Raw genomic sequence first — 19,035 nt, forward strand, 5'->3', positions numbered from 1 at the left:
CTAACAAGTAATCATATTATGGAAAATACCACTCCTAAATTAGGCATAATAGAAAGTGATCCTTGGCTGGAACCGTATTCGGCAGCGATTGAAGGACGCCATCAGCATGCACTAGACAAAGAATTGGAACTGACCGGAGGCAAAGGAACTTTATCGGACTTTGCCACCGGATATTTATATTTCGGCTTGCATCGTACCAGAAGAGGGTGGGTGTTCCGTGAATGGGCTCCGAATGCGAAGGAAATTTATCTTATCGGAGATTTCAACGACTGGAAAGAACATGGCGATTATAGGATGTACCATGTAAAGAACTCTCCTGGTGTATGGGAGGTGGAATTACAAAGCGGTGCTATAAAGCATGGTGATTTGTATAAACTGAAAGTCCGTTGGAATGGCGGTGAAGGAGAACGCATACCGGCATGGGCCAACCGTGTGGTACAGGATGAGCAGACAAAGATATTCAGTGCACAGGTCTGGGAACCGGAGAATCCTTACCGGTTCAGAAAGAAGGTGTTCCGTGCAAAGACTGATCCTTTGATGATTTATGAATGTCATATCGGTATGGCTCAGGAAGAAGAAAGGGTAGGGACTTATAATGAGTTCCGTGAGAAAATATTGCCGCGTATAGCGGAAGCCGGATATAACTGTATTCAGATTATGGCTATTCAGGAGCATCCTTATTATGGGAGTTTCGGGTATCATGTTTCCAGTTTCTTTGCTCCGTCATCCCGTTTCGGTACACCGGATGAATTGAAGGAATTGATTGATACGGCACATAGAATGGGAATTGCCGTCATTATGGATATTGTTCACTCTCATGCCGTGAAGAATGAAGTGGAGGGACTTGGCAATTTTGCCGGTGATCCTAATCAATACTTCTATCCGGGCGGGCGGCGTGAACATCCGGCATGGGATTCCTTATGCTTTGATTATGGTAAGAATGAGGTGATTCATTTCTTGCTGTCCAATTGTAAGTATTGGATGGATGAGTTCCGTTTTGACGGTTTTCGTTTTGACGGTGTGACATCGATGTTGTATTATAGCCACGGCTTGGGAGAGGCGTTCTGTAATTATGGGGATTACTTTAACGGGAATCAGGATGATAATGCGATTTGTTATTTGACATTGGCCAACAAGTTGATTCATCAGGTAAATTCCAAAGCGATTACCATTGCGGAAGAAGTTTCGGGTATGCCCGGGTTGGCAGCACCGATTCAAGATGGTGGATATGGGTTTGATTACCGTATGGCCATGAATATTCCGGATTATTGGATTAAAACAATCAAGGAGAAGATTGATGAAGACTGGAAACCGAGCAGCATGTTCTGGGAAGTGACCAACAGACGTAAGGACGAGAAGACTATTTCGTATGCCGAAAGCCATGACCAGGCATTGGTGGGCGATAAGACTATAATTTTCCGTCTGATAGATGCTGACATGTATTGGCATTTCCAGAAAGGGGATGAAAATTATACAGTGCATCGCGGCATCGCATTGCATAAGATGATTCGTTTGCTTACTGCCTCTACCATCAATGGAGGATATTTGAACTTTATGGGTAATGAATTCGGGCATCCCGAATGGATTGATTTCCCGCGTGAAGGTAACGGATGGTCGCATAAATATGCCCGTCGTCAGTGGGGGCTTTTTGATAATAAGAACCTGTGTTACCATTACTTGGGCGATTTTGATTCAGCTATGGTCCACCTCATTGAGAGTGTGAAAAATATTCAGGAAACTCCAGTGATTGAAGTATGGCATAACGACGGTGACCAAGTGTTGGCTTACCGGCGTAAGAATTTGATTTTTGTATTTAATTTCAATCCTACCAAGTCATTTACAGACTATGGTTTCCTAGTGCCTGTCGGGGCGTATGATGTGGTACTGAATACGGATGCGACAGCTTTCGGAGGCAATGGTCTGGCTGATGACAGTATACGTCATTTCACTAATTTCGACCCTCTTTATAAGAAGGATAAAAAGGAATGGCTGAAACTGTATCTGCCTGCCCGTTCGGCTGTGGTATTGAAAAAAGTGAAAGAGTAATTTATGAGCAGCAACAACAGCTTATCCTATAAAAGAGCCGCCCGCATCCTCACGGTTGCGTGCGGTCTTCTTTTCTCTATTTTTAGTATTGTCTATCTTTTTGTGCTTCAGAAAGATGTAGTAGGTGCATTGCATTATTCATTGTCACAAGGAAAGACACATTATTCTCCGTTGGTGGGAGCTATTATCATTACAGTGGTTTTATTGGTATTCCGTTGGGGAATCAATGGATTGATGGGATTAAAGGGGCCTGTACGGACACTTTCTTATTTCCCGTCTTGTCTGTTGCTGGGAGTGCTGACGGATGTGGACCGGACTATTTTCCACGGAGGAAACATAGGAGATAAATGGTTTTGGCTGCTGCCGTTGCTTTTGCTTATATATATAGGTGTGGTCTATACTTTACGGCGTGTGTTTCGTTCCTGGCTGAATCAAGAGGGGTCCATATTGGGCTTAATAAACTCTAACTTAGCTATTTTGACACTTTTATGCCTGATGACGGTAGGTATAGGAAATACGAATGTGAATTTTCATCATGAACTGGCTGTGGAGCAGGCTATCCGTAATCATCATTATGAAGCTGCACGGATGGTAGGAGCAAAGTCTTTGGAAACAACCCGTACATTGGCAGTGCTTAGAGCCTATGCTATGTCTTTGGAAGGTACCATGGGGGAGCATTTGTTTGAATATCCTCAATATTATGGTGCGGAAGGGCTTTTGTTTGCGCCTCATTCTCAGGAAACTTTGCGCTTGAATGCCGATAGTTTGTATGCTTATCTTGGTGCAAGACCACATGTTGCAGAAAAGACAGTAGACTTTTTGGCTCGTATCTGTCGTGATGAAATAGGTAGACATACCGCTTTGAATTATTATATGAGTGCATTGCTGCTGGATAAGAAATTGGACAAATTTGTATCGGCGGTTGATATGTATTGTTTCGAGCAAGATACATTGCCGCGTTATTATCGTGAGGCATTGGTGCTTTACAAACGGACTCATCCTGGATATGGAAGAGAAGTCAAAGACACGCTGATGGTGCGGCGTTTGGATGAGTTTCTTAACCGTCAGAAGGAATTTTCATCACCGGTGGAAGAGAAAAACCATATGCGGCGGGAATATGGTGATACCTATTGGTGGTATTATCGTTATCAATAAGTTATTTTTATACTTTTTGATCCTATATTTTTGCTAAATCATTGGTACTTTCCCATGCTTTTTTACTAATTTTGCAAACTCTTAAAAAGGAAAAACAAAAATAACGATATAGCAATGGCAGTAGAATTGAAAGAACTTACCAAAAGAAGCGAGAATTATTCTCAGTGGTATAATGACTTGGTGGTGAAGGCCGATTTGGCTGAACAATCACCTGTGCGTGGATGTATGGTTATCAAGCCTTACGGATACGCCATTTGGGAGAAAATGCAGCGTCAGTTGGACGATATGTTTAAGGAAACCGGCCACGTGAACGCTTATTTCCCGTTGCTTATCCCGAAATCTTACCTTAGCCGTGAAGCTGAGCACGTAGAAGGATTTGCCAAAGAGTGTGCTGTAGTTACTCACTACCGTCTGAAGAATGCAGAGGACGGTTCGGGTGTTATCGTAGATCCGGCTGCCAAACTGGAAGAAGAATTGATTATCCGCCCTACATCTGAGACAATCATTTGGAGTACATATAAGAACTGGATTAATTCCTATCGTGACTTGCCTATCTTGTGTAACCAATGGGCAAATGTTATGCGGTGGGAGATGCGTACCCGTTTGTTCCTGCGTACTGCGGAGTTCTTGTGGCAGGAAGGACATACGGCTCATGCGACCCGCGAGGAAGCAGAAGCGGAAGCACAGAAAATGTTGCATGTGTATGGTGACTTCGCTGAGAAGTATATGGCTGTTCCGGTAATCAAAGGGGTAAAATCGGCTAATGAACGTTTCGCCGGTGCATTGGATACTTACACCATCGAAGGCTTGATGCAGGATGGAAAGGCATTGCAATGTGGTACTTCTCACTTCTTGGGACAGAATTTCGCAAAAGCGTTCAATGTACAGTTTGTTGACAAAAACAATAAACTGGATTATGTTTGGGCTACTTCCTGGGGAGTATCTACCCGCCTGATGGGTGCTTTGATAATGACTCACTCTGATGATAACGGATTGGTGTTGCCACCGCATTTGGCTCCTATTCAGGTAGTTATCGTTCCTATTTATAAGAATGATGAAATGCTGAAGAAGATTGATGCAAAAGTAGAAGGCATTGTCAATAAGTTGAAAGCAATGGGTATTTCTGTGAAATATGATAATGCGGACAATAAGCGTCCGGGATTCAAGTTTGCAGATTACGAACTGAAAGGTGTGCCTGTTCGCTTGGTAATGGGTGGCCGTGATCTTGAAAACAATACAATGGAAGTGATGCGTCGTGATACATTGGAGAAAGAAACTCGTTCTTGCGACGGAATCGAAGAATATGTACAACAATTGTTGGAGGATATCCAGAACAATATTTATCAGAAGGCATTGAACTATCGTAACGAACATATCGTGAAAGTGGATTCATACGATGATTTCAAGGAACAAATAGAGAAAGGCGGCTTTATTCTGGCTCATTGGGATGGAACCCCGGAAACGGAAGACCGGATTAAAGAGGAAACCAAAGCAACAATTCGTTGTCTTCCTTTTGATGCTGATGAAGAGAGTCTGACTCCGGGCAAGTGTATGGTAACCGGAAAACCATCTGCTCGCCGTGTTCTCTTTGCGAGAGCATATTAAACTTCGACACATTTATTTTATTTTAATACATTATGTGGAGTCGGCAGCAGTGAATGCTCCCGACTCTTTTTGTTTTTATGTGATGATTAATATAGAAAATATATCTATCAGTTTTGGCAACCTGACTCTTTTCAGAGGACTCGACCTGCAAGTTCATTACGGAGAAAGCGTATGTATTTGTGGTGGTTCCGGCAGTGGAAAATCTTCATTGCTGAAAGCTGTTTTGGGCTTTGTACCTTTAAGTGAAGGGACAATAAAGGTGGACGGCACACTGCTGGCACCTAGAACGGCGGATCATATCCGAAAGAAAATAGCATGGATTCCCCAGGAGTTGGCTCTTCCTTCGGAATGGGTCAGTGAAATGGTGCGGATACCTTTTGAACTGAAGGCAAACCGTGAGGCGGGATTCAGCAAAGAGCGGCTGATGGATTATTTCGTATCATTAGGATTGGAAGAGAAACTTTATGATAAACGGGTAAATGAAGTGTCGGGTGGTCAGCGTCAGCGTATCATGTTGGCAGTGACAGCCTTGCTTGACAAACCTTTACTGGTAGTGGACGAACCGACTTCGGCACTTGATCCGGAATCGTGCTTACGGGTGATTAACTTCTTTAAATCCTTGTGCAGTAAAGGAATGACTATCTTGTCTGTTTCGCATGACAAACAGTTTGCCGCCGGATGCGACAAGGTATTTACTTTATAATCTGACTGATGGGAACAATTGATATAGACTATGGCAGTTTGGGAATAGGATTGCTGCTGATGCTTATTCCGGTTTATTTTTTATGGCATTTCAAGACGGGCTTGCTTAAACCGGTTCTGATAGGCACGGTACGTATGATTATACAGTTGTTTTTGATTGGGGCTTATCTTCGTTTTCTGTTTGAATGGAACAATCCGTTTATCAATTTTCTATGGGTGATCATCATGGTTGGGGTGGCTGCTGAAACGGCTTTGACGCGTACGCGGTTAAAACGTGGAATTTTGATGATTCCAATCTCTATCGCTTTTTTTGTAACAGTGGTGCTCGTCGGACTTTATTTTCTTGGTTTTGTATTAAAGTTGGATAACATCTTCAGCGCCCAGTATTTTATTCCGGTTTTTGGTATAATCATGGGGAATATGTTGGGAGTGAATGTGATAGGATTAAATACTTACTATGCCGGATTGCGTAGGGAACAGCAACTTTATTATTTTCTGTTGGGGAATGGCGCTACCCGTAATGAGGCGATAGCTCCATTTGTGCGTCAGGCTCTTATTAAAGCGTTCAGCCCGGGCATTGCCAATATGGCAGTAACAGGGCTTGTTGCATTGCCGGGAACTATGATTGGGCAGATATTGGGAGGAAGTTCGCCACATGTGGCTATCAAATATCAGATTATGATTGTAGTTATCACTGTGGTGGCATCCATGCTTTCACTAATGATGACCATTTTTCTGGCCTCACGGAAATCATTCGACAGTTATGGCCGGTTGTTACGGGTTCATAAGGATACCAAACGGAAGTAGGGGCCTTATTCTTGCTTTGTATACATTTTATATATTTCTTTCAATAAAATAGAAAAACATGAATGAGCAAATTTGGAAATATATAGCAGAATTATCAACTCCCGGTTTCTTTGTCACTGCGGATATAATGTATGAAGGAGAGGAATTTCCCGTAGATATTAAAGCATTTATCATTGATAAACTAGCTCTGATAGAAACAGGAATATCAGCCCGCAAATTTACGTTTCATTCGGGCGGATGGCGTATTCATCTTACTTTTTTCCCGACAGACCGTGTTGTTGACGAGCGTTATGCTTTGAAAAATAAAATGATAAAGTGGGGAAAGTATAAAAAATAGCTGGGTTGCTTTTTAAATTCAAATGGATTGATTATCTTTGCAATCAAATTTTCGCGAACGAATGAAAATTAAGGAAATAGTAAGTGCCCTTGAAAGGTTCGCGCCTCTGCCTTTGCAAGACGGATTTGATAATGCCGGATTGCAAGTTGGACTGACAGAAGCGGAAGCAACAGGGGCTTTGTTGTGTCTGGACGTTACTGAAGCTGTTGTGGATGAAGCTGTCATGTTGGGATACAACCTGATTATATCGCATCATCCACTTATATTTAAAGGTTATAAATCTATTATTGGTCGGGATTACATTGAACGGTGTGTGTTGAAAGCCATTAAAAATGATATTGTCATTTATTCGGCACATACCAATCTGGATAATGCTCCCGGAGGTGTCAATTATAAAATAGCTGAAAAGATAGGCCTCAAGAATGTACGCATATTAGACCCGAAAGAAGAATATTTATTGAAGTTTGTAACTTTTGTGCCGGATGCACAGGCTGACAGAGTAAGAAAAGCTTTATTTGAAGCCGGTTGTGGTTGCATAGGTAATTATGATTCATGCAGCTATAATTTGGAAGGTGAGGGGACTTTCCGTGCGCAGAGAGGAGCCAGTCCGTTCTGTGGAGAAATAGGCGAATTGCATAAGGAATCCGAGGTGCGTATAGAAACGATTCTTCCGGCTTTTAAAAAGGCTGCGGTGATAAAAGCATTATTGGCAACACATCCTTATGAAGAACCGGCTTTTGATTTTTATCCGTTGAAAAATACCTGGACACAAGTAGGTTCGGGAGTGGTCGGAGAATTGGAAGAGCCTGAAGCCGAACTGGATTTCTTGAAACGCATCAAGAAAACGTTCGAAGTGGGCTGTCTGCGACATACTCGTTTATCCGGTCGTCTGATACAGAAAGTAGCGTTGTGTGGCGGAGCTGGAGCATTTTTATTGCCTAAAGCGGTAAGTGCCGATGCTGATGTATTTATCACAGGTGAAGTGAAATATCATGATTATTTCAATTATGAGAATGATATCCTGGTAGCTGAAATGGGGCATTATGAGAGTGAACAGTATACAAAAGAAATATTTTATTCAATCATACAGGAGATGTTTCCGGAGCTGGAAGTCCAGATAACCCGGGTAAATACAAATCCTATTAAATATTTGTAAGAAAAACTATGGCTAGAGAAGCAAAGAAAGACCCGAGCGAATTAACAGTGGAAGAAAAGCTGAAGGCTTTGTACCAGTTGCAAACCATGTTGTCTGAAATCGATAAAATTAAGACTCTGAGAGGGGAACTTCCTCTTGAAGTTCAAGACCTTGAAGATGAGGTTGCCGGTTTGAGCACTCGTATCGAGAAAATTAAAGCTGATATCGAGGAGTTGAAATCAAACATTGCAACTAAGAAAATTGAAATCGAGACAGCTAAGACTTCTGTTGAAAAATATAAAGCTCAGCAGGATAATGTGCGTAATAATCGTGAATATGATGTGTTGACAAAGGAGATTGAATTCCAGTCATTGGAAATCGAACTTTGCGAGAAACGCATAAAGGAATATATTGCAGCGGAAAAAGCAAAGAGCGAGGAGATTGAGCACAGTAATCAAGACTTGGATGAAAGAAAGAAGGACTTGGAAGCGAAGAAATCCGAATTGGAAGAAATTGTTTCTGAAACCAAGCAGGAAGAAGAAAAGCTGAGAGAGAAAGCAAAAGTATTGGAGACAACTATCGAACCGCGTCTGTTGCAGGCATTTAAACGTATCCGTAAGAATTCTCGAAATGGATTGGGAATTGTATATGTTCAGCGTGATGCATGTGGTGGTTGTTTTAACAAGATTCCGCCCCAGAAACAGCTTGATATCCGCATGCGTAAGAAAATTATCGTATGTGAATATTGTGGTCGCATCATGATTGACCCTGAATTGGCGGGTGTGATTGCTGAACAGCATTTGGAAACTGTCAAGAGATAATATATCTCCTGAAGCAGTATCTTTTTCTTTGTGGAAAAAGAATTTCATCACATTCTAAGCAAGATCTTGTAAGAAGATGTTGCTTAGAATGTTTTTATATCTACAGTTCTGAATAATGGGGAATCTCCGGTAGAAAAAGGTATGTTTTTGTATTGTAATCAATATGGCAGCAGTAATGGTTCAATCCGTTGCTGACAATCAGATAATCAACTTTCAGGACCATGTTATACCTGGTTATCTGATCAAATACTGTTTGCGTGATTTCTATATGTGGAGCTTTGTATTCCACAATCAGTTTGGCACTTAGATCTTTGTTGTAGAGCACAGTATCACAACGTTTTTTTGTTCCGTTTAAGTCCAGTTGTATTTCGTTGGCCAGTAATCCCTTCGGATATCCTTTATAATCCGTCAGATAATGAACAAAATGTTGTCTTACCCATTCTTCCGGAGTAAGGGCGACATATCTCTTGCGAAGCATATCGAAAATAACATTTTTTCCATTTCGCTCCGCGATTTTAATTTCGTAGGATGGTAAGTTTAATGATAACATTTAGTAAATTTGCATAAGTGTAACTCGGTAATAACCGATACAAAAATACAAAAGATTATGAAAACAAAAGAGGAAATTGTAGCAAACTGGCTTCCCCGCTACACAAAAAGAAGCTTGAATGATTTCGGAGAATACATCCTTCTGACCAATTTCAATAAATATGTGGAACTTTTTGCCGACAAATTCAATGTGCCGGTATTAGGACGTGATGCCAATATGACTTCGGCACATGCGGAAGGAATCACTATTATTAATTTTGGCATGGGAAGTCCTAATGCTGCCATCATTATGGATTTGCTAGGGGCCATCCAGCCTAAAGCATGTTTGTTTTTAGGCAAATGTGGGGGCATAGATAGGAAAAATAAGTTGGGAGATCTGATTCTACCCATTGCAGCCATTCGTGGAGAAGGAACATCCAATGATTATTATCCGCCTGAGGTACCTGCGTTACCTGCATTTATGTTGCAGCGTGCCGTTTCGTCGGCTATTCGCGACCATGCCCGCGATTATTGGACTGGAACGGTATATACTACCAACCGCCGTATATGGGAGCATGATGAAGAGTTTAAAAAGTATCTCCTTAAAACGCGTGCCATGTGTGTGGATATGGAAACGGCTACGCTGTTTACTACTGGTTTTTACAATCATATTCCTACTGGAGCATTACTTTTGGTATCCGACCAGCCGATGATTCCTGAAGGGGTGAAGACGGAGAAAAGCGACAGTATTGTAACGCAGCAATATGTAGAGGAGCATGTGGAGATTGGTATTGCTTCATTACAGATGATTATTGAGGAAAAGAAAACGGTCAAGCACTTAAAATTTGACTGGTAATTTTACTGTGTATGGCAAAAGAAACAACATACGAAGAGATAGCCCGTGAGCTGAAAAACCGTATCTATAAGCCTGTTTATTATCTAATGGGTGAAGAGTCTTATTATATAGACCGGATATCTGAGTATATAGCACAAACGGTGTTAAATGAAAATGAAAAAGAATTCAATCAGACTATTGTTTATGGGGCTGATACAGATATCGCGACTGTTATCAATGCAGCCAAGCGTTATCCCATGATGTCCAAATATCAAGTTGTAATAGTAAAAGAGGCTCAAAATATAAAGAATATTGAAGAGCTTGTTTATTATCTCCAAAAACCTTTGGATTCTACAATTCTGGTGTTATGCCATAAACATGGTACATTGGATAGAAGAAAAAAATTGGCAGCTGAAATAGAGAAAGTAGGTGTCCTTTTCGAATCGAAAAAGATTAAGGATGCCCAGCTTCCTGGGTTTATATCTTCTTACTTGAAACGTAGATCAGTAGAAATAGAACCTAAGGCTTCAGAAATGATGGCGGAATTTGTTGGAGCAGATTTAAGCCGTATGGCTGGAGAGTTGGAAAAATTAATTATCACACTTCCAAGAGGACAAAAGCGGATTACTCCAGAACAGATAGAACGTAACATTGGCATAAGCAAGGATTATAATAACTTTGAGCTTAGGAATGCTTTGGTGGCAAAGGATGTTTTCAAGGCTAATCAGATAATAAAATATTTTGAGGAGAATCCCAAAACAAATCCTTTGCAGATGACCTTGTCTGTGTTATTTAATTTCTTCTCTAATTTAATGCTTGCATATTATGCTCCTGATAAGTCAGAGCAGGGTATAGCCAATCAGCTGGGGCTTAAATCATCATGGCAGTCTAAAGACTATATGGTTGCTATGAGGAAATATAGCGGAGTAAAGGTAATGCAAATTATTGGTGAGATTCGTTACTGTGATGCAAAATCAAAAGGAGTGGGTAATCCATCTTTGGGAGATGGAGATTTGCTGCGCGAACTTGTATATAAAATTCTTCATTAATTAACAGGGTCAAGTAAGATTCCGATATCCCGATGCTTTTATTTTTTAAGTGTCGGGATTCTTTTTATCCTTTCTCTCAGCAGAAATTCTGTTGATGGCTCAATTGAGAATAATATTTTACATTCATACTTCTGTTATTATCTCATTTAATGCTATAAGTTATGCTTTTGTTCTCTATTTTTCTAGATGATGAGAGATGGATGATGAGAAAAATAGTATTAACTCGCTTATTACTAGATTGATAGAGTATTTTTCGCCTTCTTAGAATCGTGTATTTTAAAGAGAATGTCCGTTAGTACATGAATATGGTAGTATTTTGCCTTTTCGGAGTAAAATGAATAGAAGAATGGGGATGTGAAAGAATGCAGATGAAGTGAGCAAATAAGCTACCATTTATTTTTGTAAGTTCCATACGCTATTTTAAAATTTTGAATCTATACTTTGTTCTCTTATCGTGCCTTCCATGATTCTCACTATCCATGAATTCCATAAAGCGAAGATAGGTTAAAACTTGGATGGGTTTACCATGAAAAATACATTGACTTGTAAAATAGGAAAACAAAATATTCATAGGATCAAGCTGGATCATAAAACAGAGGAAATTTACTTTTGGAAATAATTATAATTTAATTTTGTAACATTACACCTGTAAATGCTCTTAATATAGAAGGTTTTATAAGTTTTACAGATTTATTAATGTGAATATTACAAATATAAACAGGATGGTGGTCAAGAGTGAATGTTACATATATAAATGTGTATGAATAATTATTTATCCCTTGTTTTATTACAATAATATATTATAAACCAAAGTTTTACATCTTATTGATAAAGCTATTGATAACTTGTATGCATTTTATTTGCTTATATAGTCATGTTTGTTTGTAAATATATTGTTTTTGCTGTGAGTATATTATAGATAATCAGTATTTTATATACTTATAGTTAAAGTGGTAATTATGGTGTTTTTAGGAGTGGTTTACGTGTGTAAATCTTAATTCATTTCCAATAATACACCATTTCTTTACTTTTGTAATATATACATTTCTACATTGTAAATTTGCATTTATGAATTATATTAATTACTTTTGTATCTGTAAATTTTGCCTTATACTTTTGTAAATGAAGGAAAGAATCGCTCAAATAATCCAGAAAGAAGATATGACTGCAGCTCAATTTGCAGAGAAGATTGGAATTTCACCTTCCTCTCTTTCCCATATTCTTAGTGGCAGGAACAATCCTAGCTTAGAAGTCGTCATGAAAATACACAAGGCGTGTGACTATATCAGTTTAGACTGGTTACTCTATGGTGAAGGACAAATGGAAACGGATGTTGATTCAGACAATAACATTCATTATACGCCTTCTTTGTTTGACGAGAATTCATTATTTACGCCCGAACGTCCGGCTTCTCCGGAATATCGCAAGGAAAATGAGGTTAAAACACCGCTTTATTCTCCTAAAGAGATTGTGCGTGAGGAAATTAAGTATGTGGAAGTACCTGCCAAAAAAATCACTGAAATAAGAATATTCTTTGATAATGGGACTTATGAAACGTTCAAACCTGAAAATTAGGGTGGGAATCCACTAAAATGCCGGTTGGCAGAATAAGATTTGGGTAAATTCGTGTATCTTTGCATAGAAAACGAATTTACCCAATTTTATTTCATGAAAAAATATATTTTAGACCTTGTGGTTACACAGAACATCAAATTGCATGCCAATTATGTTCTGATAAAATTGACTCATGCCAACCCATTGCCCGAGATGCTGCCGGGCCAGTTTGCTGAGATACGTATAGACGGTTCCAATACTACTTTTCTCCGCCGTCCTATTTCTATTAATTATGTGGATAAAACAACCAATGAAGTTTGGTTCCTGGTGCAATTAGTTGGCGATGGCACTCGCAAACTAGCCACTGTGAAACAAGGAGATATTGTTAATGTGGTGATGCCTCTCGGTAATGGATTTACAATGCCTCGGAACGTGACAAAGGTAAAGCCGTTACTGGTTGGCGGTGGTGTGGGTACCGCCCCGATGTTGATGCTTGGTGCAGAGTTGGTAAAAATGGGATGTACGCCTGCTTTCCTGCTAGGCGCACGTTCATCCAAAGACCTGTTACAGTTGGAAAATTTTGAGAAATTAGGTGAGGTGTATACAACGACTGAAGATGGAAGTATGGGCGAGAAAGGTTATGTGACACAGCATAGCGTCTTGCATACAGACCGGTTTGATATGATATACACCTGTGGTCCAAAACCCATGATGGTTTCGGTAGCTAAATACGCCAAAGCTCATGGAATAGAATGTGAGGTTTCACTGGAAAATAGGATGGCTTGTGGTGTCGGTGCATGCTTATGCTGTGTGGAGAACACGGACGAAGGGCATTTGTGTGTTTGTAAAGAGGGTCCTGTATTTAATATAAAGAAACTATTATGGCAGATTTAAGCGTAAATATCGGCGATTTAAAGCTTTGTAACCCGGTTATGACAGCATCGGGTACCTTTGGATACGGAAAAGAGTTTGAGGATTTTGTAGACCTCGAAAAGATTGGTGGTATCATTGTAAAAGGGACTACCCTTCATCATCGTGAGGGTAATCCTTACCCACGCATGGCAGAAACCCCTATGGGGATGCTTAATGCGGTAGGGTTACAGAATAAAGGGGTGGATTATTTTGTTGAACATATCTATCCGCAGATAAGGGATATTCATACTAATATGATCGTTAATGTATCCGGATCTGCTGTAGAGGATTATGTGAAGACTGCCGAGATCATCAATGATCTGGATCATATTCCCGCTATAGAATTGAATATTTCATGCCCTAATGTAAAGCAGGGTGGTATGGCCTTCGGGGTCTCCGCATGCGGATGTTCCGAGGTTGTAAAAGCTGTACGTAATGTATATAAAAAGACGCTGATCGTAAAATTATCTCCCAATGTGACAGACATCACAGAAATAGCACGTGCAGCCGAGGCCTCCGGTGCGGACAGTGTATCTCTGATCAATACCCTGCTGGGGATGGCTGTCGATGCTGAAAAGCGTAGGCCTGTACTTTCCACTATTACCGGCGGCATGAGTGGTGCAGCGGTAAAACCAATTGCATTGCGTATGGTATGGCAAGTCGCTAAAGCAGTAAATATTCCTGTCATTGGACTAGGGGGTATCATGGGATGGAAGGATGCTGTGGAGTTTATGCTAGCAGGTGCCACCGCAATACAGATAGGTACTGCCAACTTCATAGATCCAACTATTACTGTCAAAGTTTCAGAAGGAATAAATGACTATTTGGAACGTCATGGATATACATCTGTAAAAGATATAATAGGCGCTTTGGAAGTCTGAAAATTTTATCTTTTAAATTATAGCCCTGCGAGAGTGTAGATGAATAAATTGAAGCATCTCTTGCAGGGCTTTTTTTATAACCTTCTCTAGATGGAATGAGTATGAAAATGGTTGCCGTTGCAACTTGTTACATGGGTATAAAATGATAACTTCAATTATTTTTTTTCGATGAAATGGCTTGTTTTTGAAAAAACGGAGTAGAAAAACACTTGAAAAAGCTTTATTAATATATAAGGGAAAGGAAGATGAACTTAGATTACACTTAAGGAGAGAACATCTTTTCGGATATGATATAAGCAAAAGAAAAGAGGTAAAAGCCCTATGACGAACATGGCTTTTACCTCTTTATTATTTATATATATTTTTTATTTCAACAAATCGGGTCTTAGCCGCTGTGTCCTTTCTAATGACTGCTGAAGTTCCCATTCTTTAATCTTTGCCTCGTGTCCGGATAACAACACATCGGGAACTTGCCATCCTTTGTATTCTGCAGGACGAGTGTATACAGGAGCAGCTAACAGATTGTCTTGAAAAGAATCGGACAATGCCGATTGTTCGTCAGAAATGACCCCGGGAATAATACGAACTACGGCATCGGCAATAACGGCGGCAGCCAACTCCCCACCTGTCAAAACATAATCACCGATACTGATTTCTTTCGTAATGAAATGTTCACGTATTCTATAGTCTATACCCTTAAAATGGCCACATAGAATGATTAAATTCTTTGCGAGTGAAAGTGAGTTGGCCATCGGCTGGTTAAACTGCTCTCCATCTGGAGATGTAAATATTATTTCGTCATACTCGCGTTCTGCTTTCAAAGCTGAGATGCATCGGTCTATCGGTTCAATCTTCATCACCATACCGGCAAATCCACCGAAGGGATAATCGTCTACTTTGCGATAACGGTCGTATGCATAATCACGCAGATTATGTATATGTATTTCTGCAATTCCTTTTTTCTGCGCACGGCTCATGATAGAGCAGTTAAAGAAGCCTTCCAGCATCTCGGGTAAAACGGTAATGATGTCTATTCTCATATTCGGTTATTTTTTGCAAAAGTAGCAAATTCCTCTTTGTCGGAAGGTGTTTTTCATTCAAAAAATAGCTATTTTTGCGGGAAAACTACCTTTTATATATGACAGAAATAGAAAGAATAGACCAATTGCGCGAGGAGCTTCATCGACATAACTATAATTATTATGTATTGAATGCGCCTGAGATTACAGACCAGGAGTTTGACAAGCTGATGCGTGAACTTCAGGATCTGGAAGAAAAACATCCGGAACATAGAGATGAGAACTCGCCCAGTATGCGTGTGGGAAGTGATATAAACAAAAATTTCACGCAGGTGGTACATAAATATCCTATGCTTTCATTGGCTAACACCTATTCGGAAACGGAAGTAACCGAGTTTTATGACAGGGTAAAGAAGTCTCTGAACGAGGATTTTGAAATTTGTTGTGAAATGAAGTATGATGGAACTTCCATCTCTCTGACTTATGAGAACGGAAAACTAGTGCGCGCCGTGACGCGTGGCGATGGTGTGCAGGGAGATGATGTGACAGGCAATGTAAAGACCATCCGCAGTATCCCTTTGGTGCTGCATGGAAAGGGGTATCCTGAAACATTTGAAATTCGTGGGGAGATTTTGATGCCTTGGGTGGTGTTTGAGGAATTGAACAAAGAACGGGAAGCCCGCGAAGAACCGTTGTTCGCCAATCCCCGCAACGCGGCTTCGGGAACATTGAAGTTGCAGAATTCTGCTATTGTGGCATCTCGCAAGCTGGATGCCTACCTTTATTATTTACTTGGAGATAATTTGCCGTGCGACGGTCATTATGAAAATCTGAAAGAAGCTGAGAAATGGGGATTTAAAATTTCCGATCTCACTCGCAAATGCAAAACATTGCAGGAAGTTTTTGATTTTATCAAATACTGGGATGTGGAGCGTAAGAATCTGCCTGTAGCTACGGATGGAATAGTATTGAAAGTGAATTCTTTGCGACAGCAGCGTAATTTGGGTTTTACGGCAAAATCACCCCGATGGGCCATTGCATACAAGTTTCAAGCCGAACAGGCACTTACCCGCTTGAACAAGGTGACCTATCAAGTGGGGAGAACAGGTGCTGTGACTCCGGTGGCCAATCTGGATCCTATACAGTTGTCCGGAACCGTGGTAAAGCGTGCTTCGCTCCATAATGCCGACATCATAGAAGGGTTGGATTTGCATATTGGTGATATGGTATATGTAGAAAAAGGCGGTGAGATTATTCCAAAGATTGTAGGTGTGGACAAAGACGCCCGTATTATGATAGGTGACAAAGTAAAGTTTATTACTCATTGTCCCGAGTGTGGCAGTAAATTGGTACGCTATGAAGGTGAAGCTGCTTATTATTGTACCAATGATGCCGCTTGCCCCCCACAGATCAAGGGAAAAATAGAACATTTTATCAGCCGTAGAGCTATGAATATTGATGGTCTCGGTCCGGAAACGGTAGATCAGTTTTACCAGGAAGGATTGATACGTGATGTTGCCGATCTGTATACTTTAAAAACATCGGATATCATCAACCTAGAACGTATGGGAGAAAAATCTGCCGAGAATATAATAAAAGGTATAGAGCAGTCCAAAGAAGTGCCGTTCGAAAGGGTACTCTTTGCATTGGGCATCCGTTTTGTGGGTGAAACTGTGGCGAAGAAGGTGGCAAAATCCTTTAAGTCGATGGATGCTTTGGCAGACGCGAGTTTGGATAATTTGATTCATGTCGATGAAATCGGAGAAAAAATAGCGCAGAGTATCTTGTTGTATTTTGCTAATCCGAAGAATCGTGACATTATAGAGCGTCTTCGTGTGGCGGGTGTGAGACTGGAAGCCGATGAGGAGGATACTTCGGAACACACTGACAAACTGGCAGGGAAATCTATCGTGATCAGTGGGGTTTTCGCCCATCATTCGCGTGACGAATATAAGGAGTTAATTGAAAAGCATGGCGGTAAGAATGTGGGAAGTATTTCGTCCAAGACCAGCTTTATTCTGGCAGGTGACAATATGGGGCCCAGTAAACTGGAGAAAGCGCAGAAACTGGGTGTGACCATTGTGAGCGAAGAGGAGTTTCTGCAAATGATAGAGTGACTTTTTAGCGAGTATAAAGTAAAAATAGTGTGATTTTTATCGCTAAAATAGAAAATATTCGTACTTTTGTAGGCTATTAAATAAGAATTTATAATTCATTTATGATACAGACAAGATTAAAAGGCATGGGAGTAGCGTTGATTACTCCTTTCAAGGAAGATGACAGCGTTGATTATGATGCGTTACTTCGTCTGGTTGATTACCAGCTTCAAAATGGAACAGACTTTTTATGCGTGTTGGGAACCACGGCTGAAACCCCAACTTTGACTAAAGAAGAAAAAGACAAGATAAAACGTTTGATAATCGAAAGAGTGAATGGACGTATTCCTATTCTGCTGGGGGTTAGCAGTAACTGTACCCGTGCTGTTGTGGAAACGCTGAAAAATGATGATATGACAGGAGTTGATGCCGTGCTTGTTGCTGTACCTTATTATAACAAACCTTCTCAGGAAGGTATTTACCAACACTATAAAGCGATTGCTGAAGCAACGGATCTTCCTGTGGTTCTTTATAATGTGCCGGGACGTACTGGTGTGAACATGACTGCTGAGACCACCTTGCGTTTGGCACGTGATTTCAAGAATATTATCGCTATCAAGGAGGCATCGGGTAATATTACTCAGATGGATGATATCATCAAGAATAAACCGGCTAATTTTGATGTGATTTCGGGTGATGATGGTATTACATTTCCTTTGATTACTTTGGGTGCTGTAGGGGTTATTTCGGTTATCGGTAATGCATTTCCGCGTGAATTCAGCCGTATGACCCGTTTGGCATTACAGGGTGATTTTGCAAATGCATTGACTATTCATCATAAGTTTACGGAATTATTCAGCCTGTTGTTCGTAGATGGTAACCCTGCTGGGGTGAAGGCTATGTTGAATGTAATGGGGCTGATTGAAAACAAATTGCGTTTGCCGCTTGTACCGACTCGTATCACAACATTTGAAAAGATGCGTGCTATTTTGAATGAATTGAAAATAAAATGCTGATAAAGGAATCTTTTTAATTAGATAAGACTGGTGCTTCTCATATAAAAAACACCAGTCTTTTTTTATGCCTGCCTGTTCATTCTTTGATATATATGTTATACCTGTAAGATTCTATATCTTTCACGCATAACATTACTAATCTTTCACCTGATACATTAGTAACATGTTACCCGACACGTTACTAACCTGTCGGTCTGTATTATGTTAGTAACCTTTGAAACGTCTTGTCTTTAAAAAACAAGTGCTTGTTTTAACTAACTAATTCTCCCAAGTTTGAAAACTGAGCCTCCGTTTTCAAACTGAGCCATCCTAATTCTGGACTGACTCAAGAAAATACAAAAAAGACTATCTTTTCAGATAGTCTTTTTTGTGATCGCGACAGGATTCAAACCTGTAACCGGCTGATCCGTAGTCAGCTACTCTATTCAGTTGAGCTACGCGACCGTTGTTTAATATTTTAGTAGTGACCGCGACAGGATTCAAACCTGTAACCGGCTGATCCGTAGTCAGCTACTCTATTCAGTTGAGCTACGCGGC

The 19,035-nt window shown here is 40.4% G+C and carries 17 protein-coding genes and 2 tRNA genes; 15 read left to right on the forward strand and 4 right to left on the reverse strand.

What is annotated here, in order from left to right:
- Positions 1-18: 18 nt before the first annotated feature.
- The 8 genes from RE317_RS19880 to RE317_RS19915 all read left to right on the forward strand — a co-directional run bounded on the left by RE317_RS19880 (position 19) and on the right by RE317_RS19915 (position 8,608).
- Complete coding sequence (locus RE317_RS19880) at positions 19-2,046, forward strand: alpha amylase C-terminal domain-containing protein (RefSeq protein WP_005852530.1); 2,028 nt, start codon at positions 19-21, stop codon at positions 2,044-2,046.
- Positions 2,047-2,049: 3 nt separating this feature from the next.
- Complete coding sequence (locus tag RE317_RS19885) at positions 2,050-3,201, forward strand: DUF6057 family protein (protein ID WP_005852528.1); 1,152 nt, start codon at positions 2,050-2,052, stop codon at positions 3,199-3,201.
- A gap of 114 nt (positions 3,202-3,315) precedes the next feature.
- Positions 3,316-4,806 carry a proline--tRNA ligase gene (gene proS, locus RE317_RS19890; RefSeq protein WP_005842041.1) on the forward strand — a complete coding sequence of 497 codons (1,491 nt, stop codon included), beginning with the start codon at positions 3,316-3,318 and terminating at the stop codon, positions 4,804-4,806.
- A gap of 82 nt (positions 4,807-4,888) precedes the next feature.
- Positions 4,889-5,509, forward strand: a complete 621-nt coding sequence (locus tag RE317_RS19895) for an ATP-binding cassette domain-containing protein (RefSeq protein WP_008781544.1) — start codon at positions 4,889-4,891, stop codon at positions 5,507-5,509.
- 8 nt (positions 5,510-5,517) lie between these two features.
- Positions 5,518-6,315 carry an ABC transporter permease gene (locus tag RE317_RS19900; RefSeq protein WP_005842037.1) on the forward strand — a complete coding sequence of 266 codons (798 nt, stop codon included), beginning with the start codon at positions 5,518-5,520 and terminating at the stop codon, positions 6,313-6,315.
- A 58-nt stretch (positions 6,316-6,373) separates the two neighbouring features.
- The gene (locus RE317_RS19905; RefSeq protein WP_005842035.1) at positions 6,374-6,652 is read left to right on the forward strand and encodes a hypothetical protein; all 279 of its coding nucleotides are present in this window, start codon (positions 6,374-6,376) and stop codon (positions 6,650-6,652) included.
- A gap of 61 nt (positions 6,653-6,713) precedes the next feature.
- Complete coding sequence (locus tag RE317_RS19910; RefSeq protein WP_005852522.1) at positions 6,714-7,808, forward strand: Nif3-like dinuclear metal center hexameric protein; 1,095 nt, start codon at positions 6,714-6,716, stop codon at positions 7,806-7,808.
- A gap of 8 nt (positions 7,809-7,816) precedes the next feature.
- Complete coding sequence (locus tag RE317_RS19915) at positions 7,817-8,608, forward strand: zinc ribbon domain-containing protein (protein WP_005842031.1); 792 nt, start codon at positions 7,817-7,819, stop codon at positions 8,606-8,608.
- Positions 8,609-8,708: 100 nt separating this feature from the next.
- Here the strand turns inward: RE317_RS19915 and RE317_RS19920 are convergent, their stop codons facing one another.
- Positions 8,709-9,158, reverse strand: a complete 450-nt coding sequence (locus tag RE317_RS19920) for a type I restriction enzyme HsdR N-terminal domain-containing protein (protein WP_005842029.1) — start codon at positions 9,156-9,158, stop codon at positions 8,709-8,711.
- A gap of 57 nt (positions 9,159-9,215) precedes the next feature.
- Here RE317_RS19920 and RE317_RS19925 point away from each other — a divergent pair, with 57 nt between their 5' ends.
- The 5 genes from RE317_RS19925 (at position 9,216) to RE317_RS19945 (ending at position 14,367) form a co-directional block, all read left to right on the forward strand.
- A complete protein-coding gene (locus RE317_RS19925) occupies positions 9,216-9,992 on the forward strand; it encodes an AMP nucleosidase (RefSeq protein ID WP_005842027.1) in 777 nt (258 codons plus the stop codon).
- A gap of 11 nt (positions 9,993-10,003) precedes the next feature.
- Positions 10,004-11,020 carry a DNA polymerase III subunit delta gene (gene holA / locus RE317_RS19930; protein WP_005852515.1) on the forward strand — a complete coding sequence of 339 codons (1,017 nt, stop codon included), beginning with the start codon at positions 10,004-10,006 and terminating at the stop codon, positions 11,018-11,020.
- A gap of 1,161 nt (positions 11,021-12,181) precedes the next feature.
- Positions 12,182-12,595: a helix-turn-helix domain-containing protein gene (locus RE317_RS19935; RefSeq protein WP_005852511.1), complete on the forward strand. Its 414-nt coding sequence runs from the start codon at positions 12,182-12,184 to the stop codon at positions 12,593-12,595.
- A 93-nt stretch (positions 12,596-12,688) separates the two neighbouring features.
- A complete protein-coding gene (locus RE317_RS19940; protein ID WP_008781542.1) occupies positions 12,689-13,468 on the forward strand; it encodes a dihydroorotate dehydrogenase electron transfer subunit in 780 nt (259 codons plus the stop codon).
- Positions 13,456-14,367 carry a dihydroorotate dehydrogenase gene (locus RE317_RS19945; RefSeq protein WP_008668989.1) on the forward strand — a complete coding sequence of 304 codons (912 nt, stop codon included), beginning with the start codon at positions 13,456-13,458 and terminating at the stop codon, positions 14,365-14,367. The genes RE317_RS19940 and RE317_RS19945 overlap by 13 nt, the downstream gene beginning before the upstream one ends.
- Positions 14,368-14,732: 365 nt before the next feature.
- Here RE317_RS19945 and trmD read toward each other — a convergent pair whose 3' ends face one another.
- On the reverse strand, positions 14,733-15,407 hold the full coding sequence (gene trmD, locus RE317_RS19950) for a tRNA (guanosine(37)-N1)-methyltransferase TrmD (RefSeq protein WP_005852508.1): 675 nt from the start codon (positions 15,405-15,407) through the stop codon (positions 14,733-14,735).
- Between the two features lie 98 nt (positions 15,408-15,505).
- Here trmD and ligA point away from each other — a divergent pair, with 98 nt between their 5' ends.
- Positions 15,506-17,503 (forward strand): NAD-dependent DNA ligase LigA, encoded by a 1,998-nt coding sequence (gene ligA, locus RE317_RS19955; RefSeq protein ID WP_005852506.1) that lies wholly within the window; start codon positions 15,506-15,508, stop codon positions 17,501-17,503.
- Positions 17,504-17,604: 101 nt separating this feature from the next.
- A complete protein-coding gene (dapA, locus tag RE317_RS19960) occupies positions 17,605-18,498 on the forward strand; it encodes a 4-hydroxy-tetrahydrodipicolinate synthase (protein ID WP_005842012.1) in 894 nt (297 codons plus the stop codon).
- Positions 18,499-18,868: 370 nt separating this feature from the next.
- Here dapA and RE317_RS19965 read toward each other — a convergent pair.
- Both RE317_RS19965 and RE317_RS19970 read right to left on the reverse strand, forming a co-directional pair.
- Positions 18,869-18,942: transfer RNA gene (locus tag RE317_RS19965), tRNA-Arg, on the reverse strand.
- Between the two features lie 20 nt (positions 18,943-18,962).
- A tRNA-Arg gene (locus RE317_RS19970) sits at positions 18,963-19,035 on the reverse strand.

The organism is Phocaeicola sp. GP0067 (assembly GCF_031119655.1).
GTDB lineage: Bacteria > Bacteroidota > Bacteroidia > Bacteroidales > Bacteroidaceae > Phocaeicola > Phocaeicola vulgatus.